14 protein-coding genes are annotated in these 19651 nt (G+C 70.6%); 8 read left to right on the top strand and 6 right to left on the bottom strand.

Annotation, left to right across the window (positions count from 1 at the left end):
- Positions 1-13: 13 nt before the first annotated feature.
- Together A9O67_RS12100 and A9O67_RS12095 are read left to right on the top strand one after the other, a co-directional pair.
- A complete protein-coding gene (locus tag A9O67_RS12100; RefSeq protein WP_068610596.1) occupies positions 14-3157 on the top strand; it encodes an efflux RND transporter permease subunit in 3144 nt (1047 codons plus the stop codon).
- A complete protein-coding gene (locus A9O67_RS12095; RefSeq protein ID WP_197484483.1) occupies positions 3154-4668 on the top strand; it encodes an efflux transporter outer membrane subunit in 1515 nt (504 codons plus the stop codon). Before A9O67_RS12100 ends, A9O67_RS12095 begins: the two co-directional genes overlap by 4 nt.
- Before the next feature lie 65 nt (positions 4669-4733).
- On the opposite strand, the gene A9O67_RS12090 is transcribed toward A9O67_RS12095, so the two are convergent.
- Entirely contained in the window at positions 4734-7241 is a 2508-nt protein-coding gene (locus A9O67_RS12090; protein ID WP_082955561.1) for a GspE/PulE family protein, read from the bottom strand.
- 33 nt (positions 7242-7274) lie between these two features.
- A complete protein-coding gene (locus A9O67_RS12085; RefSeq protein ID WP_068610595.1) occupies positions 7275-8831 on the bottom strand; it encodes a YifB family Mg chelatase-like AAA ATPase in 1557 nt (518 codons plus the stop codon).
- A 152-nt stretch (positions 8832-8983) separates the two neighbouring features.
- Between A9O67_RS12085 and A9O67_RS12080 the strand changes: the two genes are divergently transcribed.
- From A9O67_RS12080 to A9O67_RS12070, 3 genes are all read left to right on the top strand, one after another.
- Positions 8984-9322, top strand: coding sequence for a P-II family nitrogen regulator (locus A9O67_RS12080; RefSeq protein WP_068610594.1), 339 nt, complete (start codon positions 8984-8986; stop codon positions 9320-9322).
- Positions 9323-9365: 43 nt separating this feature from the next.
- Positions 9366-10796 carry an ammonium transporter gene (locus A9O67_RS12075; RefSeq protein WP_068610593.1) on the top strand — a complete coding sequence of 477 codons (1431 nt, stop codon included), beginning with the start codon at positions 9366-9368 and terminating at the stop codon, positions 10794-10796.
- Between the two features lie 133 nt (positions 10797-10929).
- Positions 10930-11694: a TSUP family transporter gene (locus A9O67_RS12070; protein WP_068610591.1), complete on the top strand. Its 765-nt coding sequence runs from the start codon at positions 10930-10932 to the stop codon at positions 11692-11694.
- On the opposite strand, the gene mrdA is transcribed toward A9O67_RS12070, so the two are convergent.
- The 4 genes from mrdA to A9O67_RS12050 are packed head-to-tail and all read right to left on the bottom strand — an operon-like array spanning position 11676 to position 16180.
- The gene (mrdA, locus tag A9O67_RS12065; RefSeq protein WP_068610589.1) at positions 11676-13649 is read right to left on the bottom strand and encodes a penicillin-binding protein 2; all 1974 of its coding nucleotides are present in this window, start codon (positions 13647-13649) and stop codon (positions 11676-11678) included. The genes A9O67_RS12070 and mrdA overlap by 19 nt on opposite strands.
- 25 nt (positions 13650-13674) lie before the next feature.
- Positions 13675-14199 carry a rod shape-determining protein MreD gene (mreD, locus tag A9O67_RS12060; RefSeq protein WP_068610587.1) on the bottom strand — a complete coding sequence of 175 codons (525 nt, stop codon included), beginning with the start codon at positions 14197-14199 and terminating at the stop codon, positions 13675-13677.
- Positions 14196-15086: a rod shape-determining protein MreC gene (gene mreC / locus A9O67_RS12055; RefSeq protein ID WP_068610584.1), complete on the bottom strand. Its 891-nt coding sequence runs from the start codon at positions 15084-15086 to the stop codon at positions 14196-14198. The genes mreD and mreC overlap by 4 nt, the downstream gene beginning before the upstream one ends.
- Positions 15087-15133: 47 nt before the next feature.
- Complete coding sequence (locus tag A9O67_RS12050; protein WP_068610583.1) at positions 15134-16180, bottom strand: rod shape-determining protein; 1047 nt, start codon at positions 16178-16180, stop codon at positions 15134-15136.
- A gap of 129 nt (positions 16181-16309) precedes the next feature.
- Between A9O67_RS12050 and gatC the strand changes: the two genes are divergently transcribed.
- Genes gatC through gatB form a run of 3 tightly spaced genes read left to right on the top strand, consistent with a single transcriptional unit; the run spans position 16310 to position 19620 of the window.
- Entirely contained in the window at positions 16310-16609 is a 300-nt protein-coding gene (gatC, locus tag A9O67_RS12045; RefSeq protein WP_068610581.1) for an Asp-tRNA(Asn)/Glu-tRNA(Gln) amidotransferase subunit GatC, read from the top strand.
- A complete protein-coding gene (gene gatA / locus A9O67_RS12040) occupies positions 16606-18138 on the top strand; it encodes an Asp-tRNA(Asn)/Glu-tRNA(Gln) amidotransferase subunit GatA (RefSeq protein WP_068610579.1) in 1533 nt (510 codons plus the stop codon). The genes gatC and gatA overlap by 4 nt, the downstream gene beginning before the upstream one ends.
- Positions 18139-18141: 3 nt before the next feature.
- Positions 18142-19620, top strand: coding sequence for an Asp-tRNA(Asn)/Glu-tRNA(Gln) amidotransferase subunit GatB (gatB, locus tag A9O67_RS12035; RefSeq protein WP_068610577.1), 1479 nt, complete (start codon positions 18142-18144; stop codon positions 19618-19620).
- The last annotated feature ends 31 nt before the right edge of the window (positions 19621-19651 follow it).

Here is a 19651-nt window from a genome sequence, read left to right as displayed (position 1 = left end):
ACGGGAGCCGCGCATGTCGTCCAAATTTTTCATCGAGCGGCCGGTCTTCGCGGCCGTGCTGTCGATCATCATCGTGCTGGCCGGGCTGGTGGCGTTGCGTATCCTGCCGATCGCGCAATACCCGGAGATCGCGCCCCCGACGGTGACCATCACGGCCGCTTACCCGGGCGCCTCGGCCGAGACGCTGGCGCGCACGGTGGCCGCGCCGATCGAGGAGCAGCTCTCGGGCGTGGAGAACCTGCTCTATTTCAACTCCACTTCGTCGTCCAACGGCACGGTGACCATCACCGCCACCTTCGAGGTCGGCACCGACATCGACAAAGCCACCTTCAATGTCAACAACCGGGTGCAACTGGCCACGCCCCGACTGCCCGACGAGGTGCGCCGCAATGGGGTGGTGGTGGCCAAACGGTCGCAGAACTTCTTGCTCGTCATCGCGCTGAACTCCCCCCAGCGCACGCACGACGAGCTGTTTTTGTCCAACTACGCCACCCAGAACATCCTGGACGAGCTCAAGCGCATTCCGGGGACGGCCGATGTGCTGGTGTTCGGGGCGCGCGACTACTCGATGCGGCTGTGGCTGCAGCCCGACCGCATGGCGCAGCTCGGGGTGACGGCGGCGGACGTCGCCGCCGCGGTGAACGCCCAAAACGCGCAGTACGCCGCGGGTAAGATCGGCGCCGAACCCGCGCCCAAGGGGCAGGAGCTGGTCTACACCGTGACGGCGCGCGGCCGGCTGGTGCAGCCCGAGGAGTTCGGCGAGATCGTCGTGCGCGCGGCCGGCCCGAACGGCGTGCTGCGCCTAAAGGACGTGGCCCGCATCGAGCTGGGGGCGCAGAGTTACGACCAGTCCAGCACGGTCAACGGCATGCCGGCGATCGCGATCGGTGTGTTCCTGCAATCAGGTGCCAACGCGCTCGACGTGGGTGACGCCGTCAAGGCGCGCATGGCCGAGCTCAAGCGCGAGCGCTTCCCGCAGGACGTGGATTACCTCATCCCCTACGACACCACGCGCTTCGTCTCGGCCTCGATCCACGAGGTGGTCAAGACGGTGCTGGAGGCCGCCGTGATCGTGCTGATCGTGGTGTTCGTCTTCCTGCAGACCTGGCGCGCCACGCTGATTCCGATGCTCGCCGTGCCGGTGTCGCTGATCGGCACCTTCGCGGGCCTGTGGCTGTTCGGCTTCTCGATCAACACGCTGACGCTGTTTGCCATGGTGCTGGCCATCGGCATCGTGGTGGATGACGCCATCGTGGTGCTGGAGAACGTCGAGCGCCTGATGCGAGAGGAGAAGATGAGCCCGATGGCCGCCGCCATCGAGGCCATGCGCGAGGTCTCGGGCGCCGTGGTGGGCATCGTGCTGGTGCTGTGCGCGGTGTTCATTCCGGTCGCGTTCATGGGTGGCATCGCGGGGCAGTTGTACCGGCAGTTCGCGGTGACGGTGGCCATTGCCGTGGTGCTGTCGGGCGTGGTGGCGCTGACGCTCACGCCGGCGCTGTGTGCGCTGCTGCTCAAGCCGCACGATGACGGCCACACGCGGCTCGAGCGGCTGTTCGCGCCCTTCAACCGGGGCTTCGACTGGGTCACGCGGCGCTTTCTCGGCGCGGTCGATCTGGCGCTCAAGCGCCGCATCCTGGCGCTCGGGTTCTTTGCGCTGATGCTCGGCGGCGCGGCCTGGCTGTTCTCGCGGGTGCCGGGCAGCTTCGTGCCCGAGGAGGACCAGGGCTACATCATCGCCGCCGTGGTGCTGCCCGACGGCGCCACGCTGGCGCGCACCGAGCGCTCCACCGAGCAGTTGCGGCTGATGAACGCGCAGAACCCGGCCATCGACAGCTTCTTCATCATCAACGGCTTCGACCTGATCGGCGGTGGGGCCAAGAGCAACGCCGCGACCATCTTCATCCCCATGAAGCGGTGGGAGGAGCGCCAGCAGACCTCGCAGCAGCTCGCGCAACAGGTCAGCGGCATGGGCTTCGCGCTGAAGGACGGGCTGGCCTTCGCTTTCAACCCGCCCGGCATCCAGGGGCTGGGGCAGGCCGGCGGCTTCGAGCTGTACGTCCAGGCCCGTGGCGAGACGGACCCCCAGCGGCTGGCACAGGTGACGCAGGATTTCATCACCGCGCTCAACGCCCATCCGGTGCTGGCCAAGGCGCAGACCTTCTTTCGCCCGACAGTGCCCCAGTTGCGGGTGGAGGTGGACCGGGAGAAGGCCCTGGCGCTGGGCGTGCCGGTCAACGAGGTGTTTGCCGCGCTGCAGGCCCAGATGGGGTCGCTCTATGTCAACGACTTCAACCGCGCGGGGCGCACCTACCGGGTGACGATGCAGGCCGATGCGCCGTACCGCGCGCGGCCGGAGGATCTGGGCCGCCTGTATGTGCGTTCGCAAACGAGCGGGCAGATGATCCCGCTGAAGGCGCTGATTCAGGTCGACACCGTCGTCGGGGCCGAGCAGCTCGAGCGCTACAACGGCTATGTCGCCGCCAAGGTGATGGGCAATGCCAAGCCGGGCTACAGCTCCGGCGAGGCGATCGCGGCGGTGGAAGCCGTGGCGCGCGAGGTGCTGCCGCCGGGATACAGCACCGAGTGGACCGGGCAGGCCTTCCAGGAAAAGCGCACCGGCAGCGCGTCGGTGTTCGCCTTTGGCTTTGCGCTGGTGATGGTGTATCTGATCCTGTCGGCGTTGTACGAGCGCTGGGGGGTGCCGTTTGCGGTGGTGCTGGCCGTGCCGTTCGCCGTCACGGGGGCATTGCTGGCGGTGTGGTTGCGCGGCATGCAAAACGACATCTACTTCCAGATCGGCCTGGTGGTGCTGATCGGCCTGGCGGCCAAGAACGCGATCCTGATTGCCGAGTTCGCCATGCAGGGCATGGAGCACGGCAAGAAGGCCGCCGACGCCGCGCTGGAGGCGGCGCGGCTGCGGTTTCGGCCCATTGTCATGACATCGCTGGCTTTCGTGCTGGGCGTGGTGCCGCTGGTGCTGGCCACGGGGGCCGGCGCGGCCGCGCGGCAGTCGATGGGGACCGGGGTGTTTGGGGGCATGCTGGTGGCCACCTTCGTGGCCCCGATCTTCGTGCCGCTGTTCTTTGCGTTGCTGGCGCGCAAGCCGCGGCCGCAGCACACCCACACCCCGGCCGAGACCGAGGAGTTGCCGGTATGACGACGTTTTGCTCGCGCGATGGCGCCTTGCGCCGCCCGGCGGACGGCGCTGTCATGGGGCGCAAGGCCCCGGGGGCTGTCCGGCCGGGCGCTGGGTTGGTCGCCTGGCTGGCCGTGGGGGCATTGGCCGGCTGCGCCGTCGGCCCCGATTATCAGCGTCCGCAGATCGCGCTGCCGGCGCAGTATCCGCAGGCGCTGGACGATGCGGTCCCAGCCCAGACCCCGACAGCGGCGACGGTGGCACCCGATTGGTGGACGCAGTTTGGTGACGAGCGGCTGACGCACCTGGTCGAGCGCGCGCTGGCCCACAACGCCGACATCCTTCAGGCGGTGGCCCGGGTGGAGCAGGCCGAGGCCCTGGGGATGCAGGCCGACGCCGCCCGTTGGCCCGGGGTGGATGCGCAAGGCAGCGCCACGCGCAGCCGCACCAGCGCCACCACCGGACAAGCGGGGGGCGGCAGCACCGTCGATCGGCAGCGGCTGGCGTTGTCCACCGGATTCGAGCTGGATTTTTGGGGGCGGCTGCGCCGCGCGTCGGAGGCCGCCCGGGCCGAGGTGCTGGCCAGCCGCTACGCGCAGGAGGTGGTGCGGCAGACCGTCGCGGGGCTGGTGGCGCAGGGCGAGTTTGCCCTGCGCACGCTGGACGAACAGATCGCCCTGACGCGCGAGACCCTGCGCACCCGCGACGAGTCGCTGCGGCTGCTGCGATTGCGCCTGGAGCATGGGCTGGGCAGCCGGCTGGAGATCGCGCAGGCCGAGGGCGCGCGCGCCGAGGCGGCCGTTCAGTTGAATGAGCTGCAACGCCAGCGCGCCGAGGTCCAGGCCCAGCTGGCGCTGCTGGTGGGCGAACCCGGCTTGGTGCTGGAGGCGGCCCCCGTGCGCGACCTGCCGCGGCCGCCCGTGCCACCGGCCGGGCTGCCCTCGGCCTTGCTGGAGCGGCGCCCGGACGTGCGCCAGGCCGAACAGCAGCTCGTGGCGGCGCAGGCCCAGATCGGCGTCGCCCGGGCCGCGCTGTTCCCGTCGATTGCCTTGACCGGGCTGGCGGGGGGCGAGAGCGCGGCGCTGTCCGACCTGTTGCGTGGCGCATCCCGCATTTGGACGCTGGGGGTGGCGCTGGACTGGCCGATCTTCGACGCCGGACTGCGGCGCGCGCGGGTAGAGCAGGCCGAGGCCCGCCAGCGCGAAGCGCTGGCTGCCTATCAGGGTGCGGTGCAGACGGCGTTCAAGGACGTCGCGCAGGCGCTGGCCAATCTGCGCGCGGCGCGCGAGTCGGAGCCCGAGGTGCTGGCCGCCGCCCGGGCGGCCGATCAGGCGCTGGACCTGGCGCGCCGGCGCTTCGATGCCGGCTATGTGGGCCATTTGGAGCTGCTGGATGCGCAGCGCAGCGCCAACGCCGCCCAATTGCAGGTGCTGTCCAACCGCCGGGCGCAGCTCGCGGCGACGGTGGAGGTGTTCAAAGCCCTGGGCGGCGGCTGGACGCCGCCGGATGCTGCGGCCACGGCGGCGCGCTGACCCGCGAGTCCCAGTCTGGGGGCTGCCCGGGGGGTTCCCTTTGATCCCCCGTTCGGCCCCCCCGCTCAGTGCGCCGTGCTGGCCCGGATTTCGTCGATGGTCGTGAGGCCCTGCAGCACCTTCAGGATCCCGTCCTGGCGCAAGGTGCGAAAGTGCCCCTGGGCCACGGCCGCGTGCTGCAGTGCCTCGGATGGGGCCTTGGTCTGGATCAGGCGGCGCAGGGCTGCGTCGATGGTCAGCAGCTCGTGGATGCCGGTGCGCCCCTTGTAGCCGCTGTGGTCGCACGCGGGGCAGCCCACGGGGCGGCCCAGTTGGGGCATCGCGTCCCCCGCTAGGTGGACGCGCCATTCCGCCTGCACCGCCTCGGCCGTGGGGCGCAGATCCTCGGGGAAGGCGTGCCGATAGTCCTCGAGCAGCTCCTCCAGCTCGGTGTCCGTGGCGGGCTCCCGCCGCATGCACTGGGGGCACAGGCGGCGCACCAGCCGCTGCGCCAGCACCGCCACCAGCGAGTCGGCAAAGTTGAACGGATCCATACCCATGTCCAGCAGCCGCACCACGGTTTCCGCCGCGCTGTTGGTGTGCAGGGTGGACAGCACCAGGTGGCCGGTCAGCGAGGCCTCGATGGCCATCTGTGCCGTTTCCTCGTCGCGGATTTCGCCGACCATGATGACGTCCGGATCGGCCCGCAGCAGCGCCCGCAGCGCCTTGCCAAACGTCCAGTCGATGCGCGGGTTGATCTGGATCTGGCGCAGGTCGGGGTTGGCGATTTCGATCGGGTCCTCCGCCGTCCAGATCTTGCGGTCCGGGGTGTTGATGTGCTGCAGCAGCGAGTGCAGCGTGGTGGTCTTGCCCGAGCCCGTCGGCCCGACGCACAGCACCATGCCGTGCGGCCGTTGCACGGCTTGCAGCAGCTGCGCGTGGTTCTCGCGGGTCAGCCCCAGCTCGTCCACGGCCAGGGGTTTGGCCGACGTCAGGATGCGCAGCACCACGTCCTCGGCCCCGCCGTAGGTGGGGATGGTGGCCACGCGCAGCTCCAGCCGGTGTTGCGGCGAGAATTTGGCGAAGTCGATCTTGCCGTCCTGCGGCTTGCGGCGCTCGGAGATGTCGAGCTCGCACATGATCTTGATGCGCGCGACCAGCGCCGCCCGGTAGGTGGGGGGCAGCTCCATGTAAGGGCGCAGGCGGCCGTCCTTGCGCAGGCGGATGCGCACCTTGCGCCGGTTGGGGTGGGTCTCGATGTGGATGTCCGACGCCCCCTGCTGGTAGGCCTCGATGATGATGGTGTTGATCAGGCGCACCAGCGAGTTGTCGGACTGCTCGACCGGGGCGTGGGCATCGGCATCGTCCTCGGCGCCCAGCTCCAGCGATTCGAGCAGCTGCTCGGAGGACGTTTCGGCCCCGCTGGGGGCATCGGCTACCGGGGGAGCGCCGCTGTCCAGCCCGAAGCGGGCGTAGGCCTCGCTGATGGTGCGGTTGTCGAGGGCGCTGCTGGAGAGCACCGGCACCACTTTGCACTGCAGCAAAAACTCCAGCTCGTCGATGGTGGCGCGGCGCGAGGGGTCTTCGGCCGCGATGATGAGCGTGCCGGCGCGCCACAGCAGCGGCACGATGCGCAGCTTGCGTGCGGTGGCCAGGGGCACCCGGCGCAGCGCGTCGGCGTCGATGGGAAACTGCTTCAGATCGACGACCGGGTAGCCCATCTTGCGCGCCAGCGCGATGCGCAGCTGCTCGCGCGTGAGCTGGCCGCTTTGCACCAGCAGTTCGCCCAGGGGGACGCTGCGCTCTTTTTTTTGCTTCTCCAGCGCCTCCTGCAGTTGGTCTGGGCTGATGAAGCCGAGCGCCGTCAGCGCCTCGCCGATGCGCACCAGCGGCATGCGGTGCTGCTCCTCCAGCGCCATGAGGAGCTGCTCGGGCTTGACGACCTCCTTGATCACCAGATAGTCGCCCAGCTTGCGCTGGCGCATGGCCTCCTGTTCGCGGGCGGCGATTTCCACCTGCTCTGGGGTGAGGGCCTGCTGCTCCACCAGCACGCGGCCGATGGCCTCGCCGACGTGCAGCTCGCGGTAGGCCTCGCGCGGCAGAAAGGTCCGCCGCACGCGGTCGTCGTCGTCGATGGGCTCGAACAGAAAGACCCCGGCGTCCGATTCCACCTGCCCGATGGTGACCCCCTCGCGCGTGGAGCCGTCCGCGAGCGTGAGGCGGTAGGGCAGGCGGGGCCGGTAGCGCACCAGGGCCTCGAAGGTGCTGTCCGGCGGCTGGGTATCGGTCAGCTCCACCGGCGCCAGCGGCTCGGTCAGCGTCAGGCGGCGGAACATATCGAAGCGCAGCGGCATCACCGTGCGCGACGGCGGTACCTGGATGTGCGCGACGCGGCGCTCGGGCTCCAGCGCGATCAACAGGCAGGGGCGGGTCTGGCCGTTGACGCCCTCCACCTCGCAGGCCTGGGGTTGGCCGGCCGCGTCGGCGCCGCCGTAGCCGATGTAGGGTGGCGTGGGCCAGCGCAGCGGAGGCAGGGGCTTGCCGTCGGCGGCAGTCGGTTGGGGGGCGGGGTCGGCCGAGGCGGCGGCAAGCATGGGGCGGCAGCGTGGTCGAGGCGGTGCGAGCGATTATGGCGGCATTCCCGCCGCGGCAGGACGGTACTGCAGCGCTTCGGCCACATGGGCGGGCTCCACCTGCGGGCAGCCGGCCAAATCTGCGATGGTGCGCGCCACGCGCAGCGCGCGGTGCGTGGCCCGGCCGGACCAGCCCAGCCGGGCGGCCGCCTGTTGCAGCAGCCGGCGGGCGGCCTCGTCGGCTGCGGCGTGGCGCAGCAGCGCATCGCCCTGCAGGGCGTGGTTGGGGTGGCCCTGGCGCGCCTGGGCCCGGTCGCGGGCGGCGCGCACCCGCTCGCGCACGGTGGCCGACGGCTCGCCCGGGGGCGCGGACAGCAGCACGTCGGCGGGCAGCGCCGGGACCTCGACCTGCAGGTCGAGGCGGTCGAGCAGCGGGCCGCTGAGCCGGTTGCGGTAGCGCTGAATCTGATCCGGCGTGCAGCGGCAGGCGCGGGTGGTGGACCCCAGGTAGCCGCAGGGGCAGGGGTTCATGGCGGCCACGAGCTGAAAGCGCGCCGGGTATTCGACCTGCCGCGCGGCGCGCGACAGCCGCACCGTGCCGGTTTCCAGCGGCTCGCGCAGGGCTTCGAGCGCACCGCGCGCAAACTCCGGCAGTTCGTCCAGAAACAGCACGCCGTGGTGGGCGAGCGATATTTCGCCGGGCCGCGGCGGCGAGCCGCCGCCGACCAGCGCCGCGGCGCTGGCGCTGTGGTGCGGGGCAGCCATCGGGCGACGGCGCCAGGCCTCGGGCCGAAACCGCCCCACCAGCGAGGCGATCGCGGCGGTCTCCAGCGCCTCGTCGTCGCTCAGCGGCGGCAGCAGACCCGCCAGCCGGTGCGCCAGCATGGACTTGCCGGTCCCCGGCGGGCCGGACAGCAACAGGCTGTGGCCACCGGCGGCGGCAATCTCCAGCGCGCGGCGGGCCGCCGCCTGGCCCTTGATGTCCGCGAGATCCGGGACTGGGGCGTCGTCATGCACTGATGTGGTGCATCGGGCGGCCCGCTGCCACCCCAACCCGGTGCCGTCCACCGCGGGGGTGCCGGCCGCCGGGTAGCGCCGCACCACGTCGAGCAGATGCTCCACCCGGTAGACGGTCACCCCGGGGACGAGCGCGGCCTCCTCCGCACTCGCCGCGGGCAGGACCAGCGCGGCCTCCGGGGCGCCACGGGCCATCTCGGTGCGCAGCGCCAGTGCCATGGGCAGCGCGCCGCGGACGGGGCGCAAGGCGCCGCTGAGGGACAGCTCCCCCGCGAATTCGTGGTGGGCCAGCGCTTGCGGATCGAGCTGGCCGCTGGCCGCGAGGATGCCCAGGGCGATGGGCAGATCGAGGCGGCCGGACTCCTTGGGCAGATCGGCCGGCGCCAGGTTGACCGTGATGCGCCGGGAGGAGGGCCACTCCAGCCCGCTGTTCTGGATGGCGGAGCGTACGCGCTCGCGCGCCTCTTTGACCTCGGTGTCGGCCAGCCCCACGAGGGTGAAGCTGGGCAGGCCATTGGCCAGATGCACCTCGACATGCACCGGCTGCGCCGCAAGCCCCACGAGGGTGCGGCTGCGCACCACGCACAAACCCATGGTCGGTCGTCCTCCCTGTCCGTTCGATCGCTGCTCATCGACATGATGCCACGGCACCGGTGACCGGCGGGCGTTCGGTGGTTGGCACGGCTTGTGCTTGACGGGTTGCGGAGCCAAGCAGCAAGGCGAGCAACCCCAAGGAAAGGACTGCCATGAAACTGGTCACCGCCATCATCAAGCCCTTCAAGCTGGACGAGGTGCGCGAGGCGCTCTCGGCCATCGGCGTGCAGGGCATCACCGTCACCGAGGTCAAGGGCTTCGGTCGCCAAAAGGGCCACACCGAGCTGTACCGCGGCGCGGAGTACGTGGTCGACTTTCTGCCCAAGGTCAAGGTCGAGGCGGCCGTGGCCGACACCCTCGTCGATCGGGTGGTGGAGGCCATCGAAGGGGCCGCCCGCACCGGCAAGATCGGCGACGGCAAGATTTTCGTCTTCCCGATCGAGCAGGTCATCCGCATCCGCACCGGCGAGACCGGCGCCGACGCCCTCTGATTCCACCGAACCCTCACGTTCCCAAAGCCTCAAGGGGATTCCCATGAAAAAACTGCTGATGAGCCTGTGTCTAGGCCTCGGACTGATGTGGGGCGGCGCTGCGCTGGCCCAAACGGCCGAGGCGCCCAAAGATGCGCCGGTGGCCACCCAGGCCGCGCCGGCCGATGGCGCGGCCGCCGCACCGGCGGCTGCGGAAGCGGCCCCCGCCGCGGCCGAGGCGGCGCCCGCGGCCCCCGCCGCGCCGACGGTGGACAAGGGCGACGTGGCCTGGATGATGACCTCGACCTTGCTGGTCATCATGATGGTGATTCCGGGCCTGGCGCTTTTTTACGGCGGCTTGGTGCGCAGCAAGAACATGCTGTCGGTGCTGATGCAAGTGCTGATGGTGTTCTCGCTGATCACCGTGTTGTGGGCGCTGTACGGCTACAGCCTGGCCTTTGGCGGCGAGGGGGCCATCATCGGCAGCTTGGACAAGGTGTTCCTCAAAGGGGTGACGACGGCGTCGCTGGCCGACACCTTCACCGAGAACGTCAAGATCCCCGAGCTGATCTTCGTCGCGTTCCAGGCCACGTTCGCGGGCATCACCTGCGCGCTGATCGTGGGCTCGTTTGCCGAGCGCATCAAGTTTGGCGCGGTGCTGCTGTTCAGCGCCATCTGGTTCACGTTCAGCTACCTGCCGATCGCGCACATGGTCTGGGGCCCGGGCGGCTACCTGCTCGGCAAGGGCGCGCTGGACTTCGCCGGTGGCACGGTGGTGCACATCAACGCCGCCATGGCGGGCCTGGTGGGCGCCTACATGCTGGGCAAGCGCATCGGCTACGGCCGTGAGGCCATGCCGCCGCACAGCCTGACGCTGACGATGGTGGGCGCCTCGCTGCTGTGGGTGGGCTGGTTCGGCTTCAACGCCGGCTCCAACCTGGAGTCGTCCGCCGGTGCGGCGCTGGCCTTCCTGAACACGCTGGTGGCCACGGCCGCGGCGGTGTTGGCCTGGGCGATCGGAGAGGCGCTGCTGAAGGGCAAGGCCTCGATGCTGGGCGCGGCCTCCGGCGCGGTGGCGGGCCTGGTGGCGATCACGCCGGCGTGCGGCTCGGTGGGCCCGATGGGTGCCATCGTGATCGGTCTGGCCGCGGGCTTCCTGTGCCTGTGGGGCGTGACGGGCCTCAAGAAGATGCTGGGCGCGGACGATTCGCTGGACGTGTTCGGCGTGCACGGGGTGGGCGGTATCGTCGGCGCGTTGCTGACCGGCGTGTTTGCCGCGCCGGGCCTGGGCGGCACCGGGGCCGAGGACTTCAGCATCGCGCACCAGCTCTGGGTGCAGGCCGAAGGCGTGATCATCACGATGGTGTGGTCGTCGGTCGTGGCCGTGATCGCCTACAAGATCGTGGACATGATCCTGGGCCTGCGCGTCACCGAAGAGGAAGAGCGCGAGGGTCTGGACATCACCAGCCACGGCGAGTCGGCCTACAACCGCTGATCGATATCGTCTCGCCAGACACCCATCGTCTCTGGGGGTTGGGCCCGGGCTGCCACAGGCACCCGGGCCTTTTTTGTGCGCGCGATGGTGTGTGCGACAGGGGGCGGCGGGGGCGCAGGCGACAATCGGGGGGATGGAATGGCTGATCTTGACGAGCGCCTCGCTGCTGGCTGGCTTTGTGGATTCCATCGTGGGCGGCGGCGGGCTGATTCTGGTGCCGGCGCTGTTTGCGGTGTTTCCGCACGCGCCGCCGGCGACCTTGCTGGGCACCAACAAAAGCGCCTCGGTCTGGGGCACGGCGACCGCCACGTGGCGTTATGCGCGGCGGGTGCAGATGCGCTGGTCGGCCCTGCTGCCCGCGGCGGTGGTGTGCCTGGTCTGCGCCTGGCTGGGCGCGTGGGTGGTGACGCAGGTCTCGGCGGAGCTGCTGCGGCGGGCCTTGCCCTTCATCCTGGGGGCCGTGCTGCTCTACACCCTGGCCAAAAAGGATTTGGGCCTGCACCACCGGCCCCGCTACGCCGGCCGGGCCGAGACGCTGGCCGCGTGTGCGGTGGGCGGCACCATCGGGTTCTATGACGGCTTCTTCGGCCCGGGCACGGGCAGCTTCTTCGTGTTTTTGTTCGTGCGCTGGCTGGGTTACGATTTTTTGAGCGCCAGCGCCTCGGCCAAGCTGCTCAACACCACGTCCAACGTGGCGGCGGTGGCGCTGTTTGCGTGGAAGGGGCACGTCTGGTGGCACTACGGCCTGGCCATGGCCGTCGCCAACGTGGCCGGCAGCCTGCTGGGGACGCGGCTGGCGCTCAAGCACGGCACGGGCTTCGTGCGCGGGGTGTTCATCACCGTGGTCGCCGTCCTGATTGCCAAAACCACCTGGGACGCTTACGGCGCCGCGCCCTGATCCGCGGGCGGCCAGGGCACGTCCTGGATGCGGCGCGGCACGCCGATGGGCGCGGCGCTCTGGCCCCGCTGCGTGGCTGCGATGTCCTCCTCGCTCGGGTACAGGCCCAGCAGCAGGTAGTCGAAGACCCGGCGCGCGATGGGGGCGGCGTGGGTCGCGCCAAAGCCAGCGTTTTCCACGATGGCGGCAAGCGCCACCCGCGGCGCTTCGGCCGGCGCGAACGCGACATAGAGCGAGTGGTCGCGCTGGAATTCGGCGAGCCGGCGGGCGTCGTACTTCTCGCGCTGGCCGATGGTAACGGCCTGTGCCGTGCCCGTCTTGCCGCCGCTGCGGTACGGCGCGCCGGCGAATACCCGCGCCGACGTGCCCTCGGTGGTCACGGCGGCCATGGCGTCCAGCACGGTCTGCACATGCGCGGGCCGGTAGCCCAGCGGCCGGCCCGGCGGCTGCACCCGCGACGAGGTCACGCCCCCGTCCGGTCCGGGGGCGAGCGTCTCCAGCACGACGTGCGGCGTCTGCCGCGTCCCCCCGCTGGCCAGCGCGGCCATGGCGGTGGCGAGCTGCATCATGGTGAAGCTGTTGTAGCCCTGGCCGATGCCCAGCGAGATCGTCTCGCCCGGGTGCCAGCGCTGCTGCTCGGGCGTGCGGTAGGTGGCGCGCTTCCACGCCGGGCTGGGCAGGATGCCGCGCACCTCGCCAGGCAGGTCGATGCCCGTGAGCTGCCCAAAGCCCAACGGCGCCATGAAGTCGTGGATGGCTTGCACGCCCATTTCGTGCGCCAGCGTGTAGTAGTAGACGTTGCTGGACAGGACGATGCTGCGCCGCAGGTCCACCATGCCCAGCGCGTGCTCGCCGTGGCTGCGGAAGCGGTGGTTGCCCAGCATCCAGTAGCCGGGGTCGTGAATCGCGGTCTGCGGCGTGCGCAGGCCCAGCTCCAGCGCCGCCAACGCCATGAACGGCTTGTAGGTGGAGCCGGGCGGATAGGTGCCGCGCAGCGCCCGGTTGAGCAGCGGGCGATCCAGCGATTCGTTGAGTGCGCGCCAGTTGTCGACGTCGATGCCATCGACGAACAGGTTGGGGTCGAAGCTGGGCATGCTGACCAGGGCCAGCACCTCGCCGGTCTGGGTGTCCAGCGCCACCAGCGCCCCGCGGCGCTCGCCGTACAGCCGCTCGATCAGGTGCTGCAGGCGCACGTCGATGGACAGCCGCACGGTCTCGCCCGCCTGGGGTGGGGTCACGTCCAGGCGGCGCACGGCGCGTCCCGAGGCAGAGGTCTCCACCCGCTCGAACCCCGTGCGGCCGTGCAGCCGGTCCTCCTGCGCCAGCTCCACGCCCAGCTTGCCGATGTGCGTGCTGCCGCGGTAGTTGGCCACCTTGTCCTCGGGCCAGTCGTCCATCGCTTCGCGGTCGCGCTGGCTGATGCGGCCGATGTAGCCCAGCACATGCGCCGCCGTCGGGCCCAGCGGGTAGCGCCGCAGTTGCCGGGCCTGGATTTCCACCCCAGGCAGCATCCACAGGCGGGCGGCGATCCGGGCCATCTCCTCCTCGCTCAGGCGGGTTTTGAGCGGGATGGAATCGAAGCGCTTGGACTCCGCGAGCAGGCGGCGAAAGCGCTGCACGTCGCGCGGCGTGATCGACACCCATTCGCTCAAGCGCTCGATCGTGCCGTCCAGATCCGGGGTGCGGGCGGGCACGATCTCCAGCGCATAGACGGGCAGGTTTTCGGCCAGCACGATGCCGTTGCGATCGACGATGCGCCCGCGCGGGGGGGTGATGGGCAGCACCGCCGTGCGGTTGCCCTCGGCCTGGGCGGCGTAGCGTTCGTGCTCGCGGATCTGCAGATGCCAGGCGCGCAGCGCCAGCAGACCGAACGCCCCCACCACCGCCGCCAGCGCCACCCACGCGCGCCAGCGAAAGCGCGCGATGCGGATATCGGCGTCTTGGTACTCGGTCATCGCCGCTGGCAGGGGGTGAGGGTGGTCAGAGGGGACGGGTCTCGTCCGGGTCGTGCGCGCGACGCTGTGGGGCCAGCAGGATCCAGGTCGCGGGCATCCACAACGCGGCCGTCAGCAGCGGGGCGATCCAGGCCAGCGCGGGGGGATCGCCGTGGCCGGCGAGCAGCCGCACCAGCGCCTGCAAACCAAACGCCACCGCAAACAGCGGCAGCACATGCAGCGTCTGGCCGCGCAGGTCGAACCACAGCACCCGCCGGTGCAGCGTCACGGCCAGATAGCCCATGGCGGTGTAGGCCAGCGCATGCTGGCCCAGCAATACCCCCTGGTGCACATCCACGCACAGCCCGGCGACGAACGCCACGCCCACGCCGATGCGCAGCGGCTGGTGGATGGTCCAAAACACCAGCACCAGCGCCACCCAGTCCGGCAGCCACGCCGCGGCCGTGAGCTGCCCCTGCAGCACCTGCAGCAAAAACGCCGCAGCCAGCGATCCCCAGATGAAGACCGGGTTGGCCGGCAGCAGCAGCGCCTGTCCGCGCGGCAGGATCATGGACGGCGCTCCGTCGTCGGGGCCGGCGCATCCCCCTGCGCCGGCTGCAGCACCAGCACGTGCAGCGCGTCGCGCATGCGGGCGGCGGGCTCGGCCAATACCTGGGCAAAGCCCTCATGCCCCTCGGTGCTGACCGTGCTGACGGTCGCCACCGGCAGCCCCGGCGGATACAGGCCATCGATGCCGCTGGTCACCAGCGCGTCGCCGGCTCGGGTGGCCGTCTGCACCGGCACGAAGCGCAGGCTCAGCCCGGGCTCGTCGCGGCTGCCGTTGCCGTAGGCCAGATAGCGCTCGCCGGTGCGGGTGTTGAGCACGGGGATGGCGAGCTGGCGGTGGGCCAGCAGCGTCACCTCGCTGGTGCCGGGGTAGACGCGCGTGACCTGCCCCAGCACGCCAAAGCCGTCCATCACCGGCGCCCCCTCGCGCACGCCCTGCAGCGCCCCGCGGTCGATCACCACGGCGGGTACATAGGGGTCCGGCAGCGCGTACAGGATTTCGGCCCCTTGGGCCGATGGCGAGACGCGCTCGCGCAGGCCGAGCAGGCGACGCAGCTCGCGGTTTTCCTGAGCCAGGTGTTCGACCAAGCCGGCGCGCTCGGCCTGCTGCGCGAGCTGCGCGCGCGCCTCGCTGGCATCGCGCTGGGCGGCCTGCAGCGACGCGAAGTGCTGCCCCACCCACTGCACGGCGCGCACGGGCTGCAGCGCCAGCCATTGTACGGGGTAGAGCACCGTCGCCACCCCCGCGCGCAAGGGGGCCGCCCAGCGCAGCCGGGCGTCCACCACCATCAGCAGCACCGCCAGGGCGCTCAGGACGAGCAGCTTCGTCAGAGCCGGTGTGCCCTGCTTGAAGAAGGGGGGCGGCGTGCGGTCGACGGTGCCCAGCGGCATGGCGGATGGCTAAGCGGCGGTCGGCGACGGGGGCCGCGAGCGGTCCGTCACTCGCTGGTGAAGATGCTGTGGCCCAGCCGGTCCATCTGCTCCAGCGCCATGCCGCAGCCGCGCACCACGCAGGTCAGCGGGTCCTCGGCCACGAACACGGGCAGGCCGGTCTCCTCGTTGAGCAGGCGGTCCAGGTCGCGCAGCAGCGCGCCGCCGCCGGTCAGCATCATGCCGCGGTCGGCGATGTCGGCGCCCAGCTCCGGCGGGGTTTGCTCCAGTGCGGTCTTGACGGCGCTGACGATGTTGTTGATGGGGTCGGTCAGCGCCTCCAGCACCTCGTTGGAGCTGATGGTGAAGCTGCGCGGCACGCCCTCGGAGAGGTTGCGGCCTTTGACCTCCATCTCCTTGACCTCGGAGCCAGGGAAGGCGCTGCCGATGGTCTTTTTGATCAGCTCGGCGGTGGGCTCGCCGATCAGCATGCCGTAGTTGCGGCGGATGTAGTTGATGATGGCCTCGTCGAACTTGTCGCCGCCGACGCGCACGCTGCCCTTGTAGACCATGCCGCCCAGGCTGATGACGCCGACCTCGGTGGTGCCGCCGCCGATGTCCACCACCATCGAGCCGGCCGCATCGGCCACCGGCAGCCCGGCGCCGATGGCCGCGGCCATCGGTTCTTCGATCAGGTAGACCTCCGAGGCGCCGGCGCCCAGCGCCGACTCGCGGATGGCGCGCCGCTCCACCTGGGTGGAGCCGCACGGCACGCAGATGATGATGCGCGGGCTCGGCTTGAGCATGGAGCGCGGGTGCACCATCTTGATGAACTGCTTGAGCATCTGCTCGGTGACGGTGAAGTCGGCGATGACCCCGTCCTTCATCGGGCGGATGGCTTCGATGTTGCCCGGCACCTTGCCAAGCATGGCCTTGGCGGCTTTGCCGACGGCCTGGATGGTCTTTTTGCCGGTGGGGCCGCCCTCGTGGCGGATGGCCACGACGGAAGGCTCGTCCAGCACGATGCCCTTGCCGCGCACATAGATGAGCGTGTTGGCCGTGCCCAGGTCGATGGCAAGGTCGGTCGAAAAATGCCGACGCAGGGATTCGAACATGGTGTGTGAGGTCCTGTGCAGCCTGCCTGCAAGGGGTGGGCGCCAGGAAGCGGGCAGGCCGTATCGTGAAACCCGAGATAATACCGCAAGGCACTTCTCACCCGCTTTACCAACGCGCCGCGTTACACCATGTCACTGACCTTACAGGATGTCGACCGCCTCGCGCATTTGGCGCGGCTGGCGCTCGACGGCCCGACGGCCGAGCGCATGCTTGGCCAGCTCAATGCGTTTTTCGACATCGTCGAGCAGATGAAGGCCGTGGACACCACGGGCGTCGTGCCGCTCGCGCACCCGGTGGAGGTGTTCACCGACGTGGCGCTGCGGCTGCGCGACGACGTCGTGAGCGAGCCCGACCGCCGCGAGGCCAACCAGGCCAGCGCCCCCGCCGTCGAGGACGGCCTGTACCTCGTGCCCCGGGTGATCGAATGAGCATGGATCTGCACCAGATGGGCGTGGCCGAGCTGGCGGCCGCGCTGGCCGCGGGCCGGGTCTCCAGCGTCGAGGCCACCCAGGCGCTGCTGCAGCGCGTGCGCGCGCACGAGGGGCTGGGCGCTTTCCTGGCCGTGGACGAGGCGGCCAGTCTCGCCCAGGCGCGCCAGGCCGACGAGCGGCGCGCGCGCGGCGAGCACACCCCGCTGCTGGGCGTGCCGATCGCGCACAAGGACGTCTTCGTCACGCGCGACTTCCCGACCACGGCGGGCAGCCGCATGCTGGCCGGCTACCGCAGCCCGTTCGATGCCACCGTGGTGGCCCGGCTGGGCGGGGGTGCCGACGGGCACCCCGGCGCCGGCGCGGTGACGCTGGGCAAGCTCAACTGCGACGAGTTCGCCATGGGCTCGGGCAACGACAATTCCGCGTTCGGCCCGGCGCGCAACCCCTGGGATCCCGCGCGCGTGCCGGGGGGATCGTCCGGCGGTTCGGCCGCCGCGGTGGCCGCGCGGCTGGTGCCGGGTGCGACGGGCACGGACACGGGCGGCTCGATCCGCCAGCCGGCCGCATTTTGCGGCGTCACCGGTATCAAGCCGACCTACGGCCGCTGCTCGCGCTACGGCATGGTGGCCTATGCCTCCAGCCTGGATCAGGCCGGGCCGATCGCGCGCTCGGCGCTGGACTGTGCGCTGCTGCTGTCGGCCATGGCCGGGCCCGACCCGGACCGCGACTCCACCAGCCTGGATCGCCCGGCCGAGGACTACACCCGTGGGCTGGACGAGCCGCTGCCCGGGGCCAGCGCGGGCCGCCCGCTGCAGGGGTTGCGCATCGGCCTGCCGACGGAGTTTTTTGGTGCCGGTTGCAGCGCCGATGTACAGGCCGCCGTGCGCGCCGCGCTGGCGGAGTTCGAGCGCCTGGGCGCGACGCTGGTGGACGTCAGCCTGCCGCGCACCGAACTGGCCATCCCGGCCTACTACATCATCGCCCCGGCCGAGGCCAGCTCCAACCTCGGCCGCTACGACGGGGTGCGCTATGGCCACCGCGCGGCCGAGTACACCGATTTGCTCGACATGTACCGCCGCTCGCGCAGCGAGGGGTTCGGGGCCGAGGTGCAGCGCCGCATCCTCATCGGCACCTATGTGCTCTCCCACGGCTACTACGACGCCTACTACCTCAAGGCGCAGCAGATCCGCCGCCTGATCGCGGAGGACTTCCTGCGCGCGTTCGAGCAATGCGACCTGATCGCCGGGCCGGTGGCGCCCACCGTCGCCTGGGCCATCGGCGACAAGGCGGACGATCCGCTGTCGGCCTATCTGGCCGACATCTATACCCTGCCGGCGTCGCTGGCGGGGTTGCCGGGCATGAGCGTGCCGGCCGGCTTTGGCGCGGGCGGTTTGCCGGTGGGCCTGCAGCTCATCGGGCCGCACCTGGCCGAGTCGCGCCTGCTGCACGCGGCCCATCAGTTCCAGCGCGCGACCGACTGGCACACCCGTGCCCCGGCCAGCGTCACCCTCTCGCGTCAGGCCTGATCCATGACCAGCGCATCGTTTCTCGTCCAGGGCTACGAGGTCGTCATCGGCTTCGAGACCCATGCCCAGCTCGCCACGCGCAGCAAAATCTTCAGCCGCGCCGCCACGGCCTTTGGCGCCGCGCCCAACACCCAGGCCTGCGCCGTCGATCTGGCGCTGCCGGGCACGCTGCCGGTCATGAACCGCGCCGCCGTCGAGTGCGCGATCCGCTTCGGCCTGGCGGTCGGGGCGCATGTGGCGCCGCGCAGCGTGTTCGCGCGCAAAAACTACTTTTACCCGGACCTGCCCAAGGGCTACCAGATCAGCCAGTATGAGATCCCCGTGGTGCAGGGCGGGGCGATCCAGTTCTACCTGGGCGACGAGCTGCGCACCGTGCGCCTGGTGCGCGCCCACCTGGAGGAGGACGCCGGCAAGTCGCTGCACGAGGACTTCCACGGCATGAGCGGCATCGACCTCAACCGCGCCGGCACGCCGCTGCTGGAGATCGTGACCGAGCCGGACATCCGCTCCAGCGCCGAGGCCGTGGCCTACGCCAAAGAGCTGCACAAAATCGTCACCTGGATCGGCATCTGCGACGGCAACATGCAGGAGGGGTCGTTCCGCTGCGACGCCAACGTGTCCGTGCGCAAGCCCGGCCAGCCGCTGGGTACGCGCCGCGAGATCAAGAACCTCAACAGCTTCAAGTTCATGCAGCAGGCCATCGACTACGAGGTGCGCTGGCAGATCGAGCAGCTGGAGGATGGCCATGCCATCGAGCAGGCGACGGTGCTGTTCGACCCCGACACGGGCGAGACGCGCGCCATGCGCACCAAGGAGGATGCGGCCGACTACCGCTACTTCCCCGACCCGGACCTGCCGCCCCTGGTGATCCCTGCCGACTGGGTGGCCCGTGTGCAGTCCGAGATGCCCGAGCTGCCGCGGGCGATGGCCGAGCGCCTGGTGCGCGAACACGGCCTGCCCGACTACGATGCCACCACCCTGACCCAGAGCCCGGCCATGGCGGCCTACTTCGAAGCCACGGTGCGCGCCGGCGCCGCGCCCAAGGCCGCGAGCAACTGGATCATGGGCGAGGTCTCGCGCCGGCTCAACGCGGCGGAGATCGGCATCGAGGCCTGTCCGGTGGCGCCGGTGCTGCTGGGGGCGCTGCTGCAGCGCGTCAGCGACGGCACGGTGTCCAACAATGCGGCCAAGCAGGTGTTCGATGCGCTCTGGGCCGAGCCGGTGGGCGTGCAAGATGGATCGGCGGCGCTGGCCCGGGTGGATGCGGTCATTGCGGCCAAGGGCCTGCGGCAGATGAACGACACCGGCGCGTTGGAGGCGATCATTGCCCAGGTGATCGCCGCCAACGAGAAGAACGTGGCCGAATACCGCGCCGGCAAGGACAGGGCCTTCAACGCGCTGGTCGGGCAGGTGATGAAAGCCACCCAGGGCAAGGCCAATCCGCAGCAGGTCAACGAACTGCTCAAGCGCGCGCTGGGGTGACGCCGGGCGGCGGCCGACGGTGCCGAGCGGG

The sequence above is a fragment of the Tepidimonas fonticaldi genome, from assembly GCF_001675355.1.
In the GTDB taxonomy this organism is placed as follows: Bacteria; Pseudomonadota; Gammaproteobacteria; order Burkholderiales; family Burkholderiaceae_C; genus Tepidimonas; species Tepidimonas fonticaldi.
The sequence above is the reverse complement of the archived record's forward strand: the minus strand, read 5'-3'. Positions and strand labels throughout refer to the sequence as shown.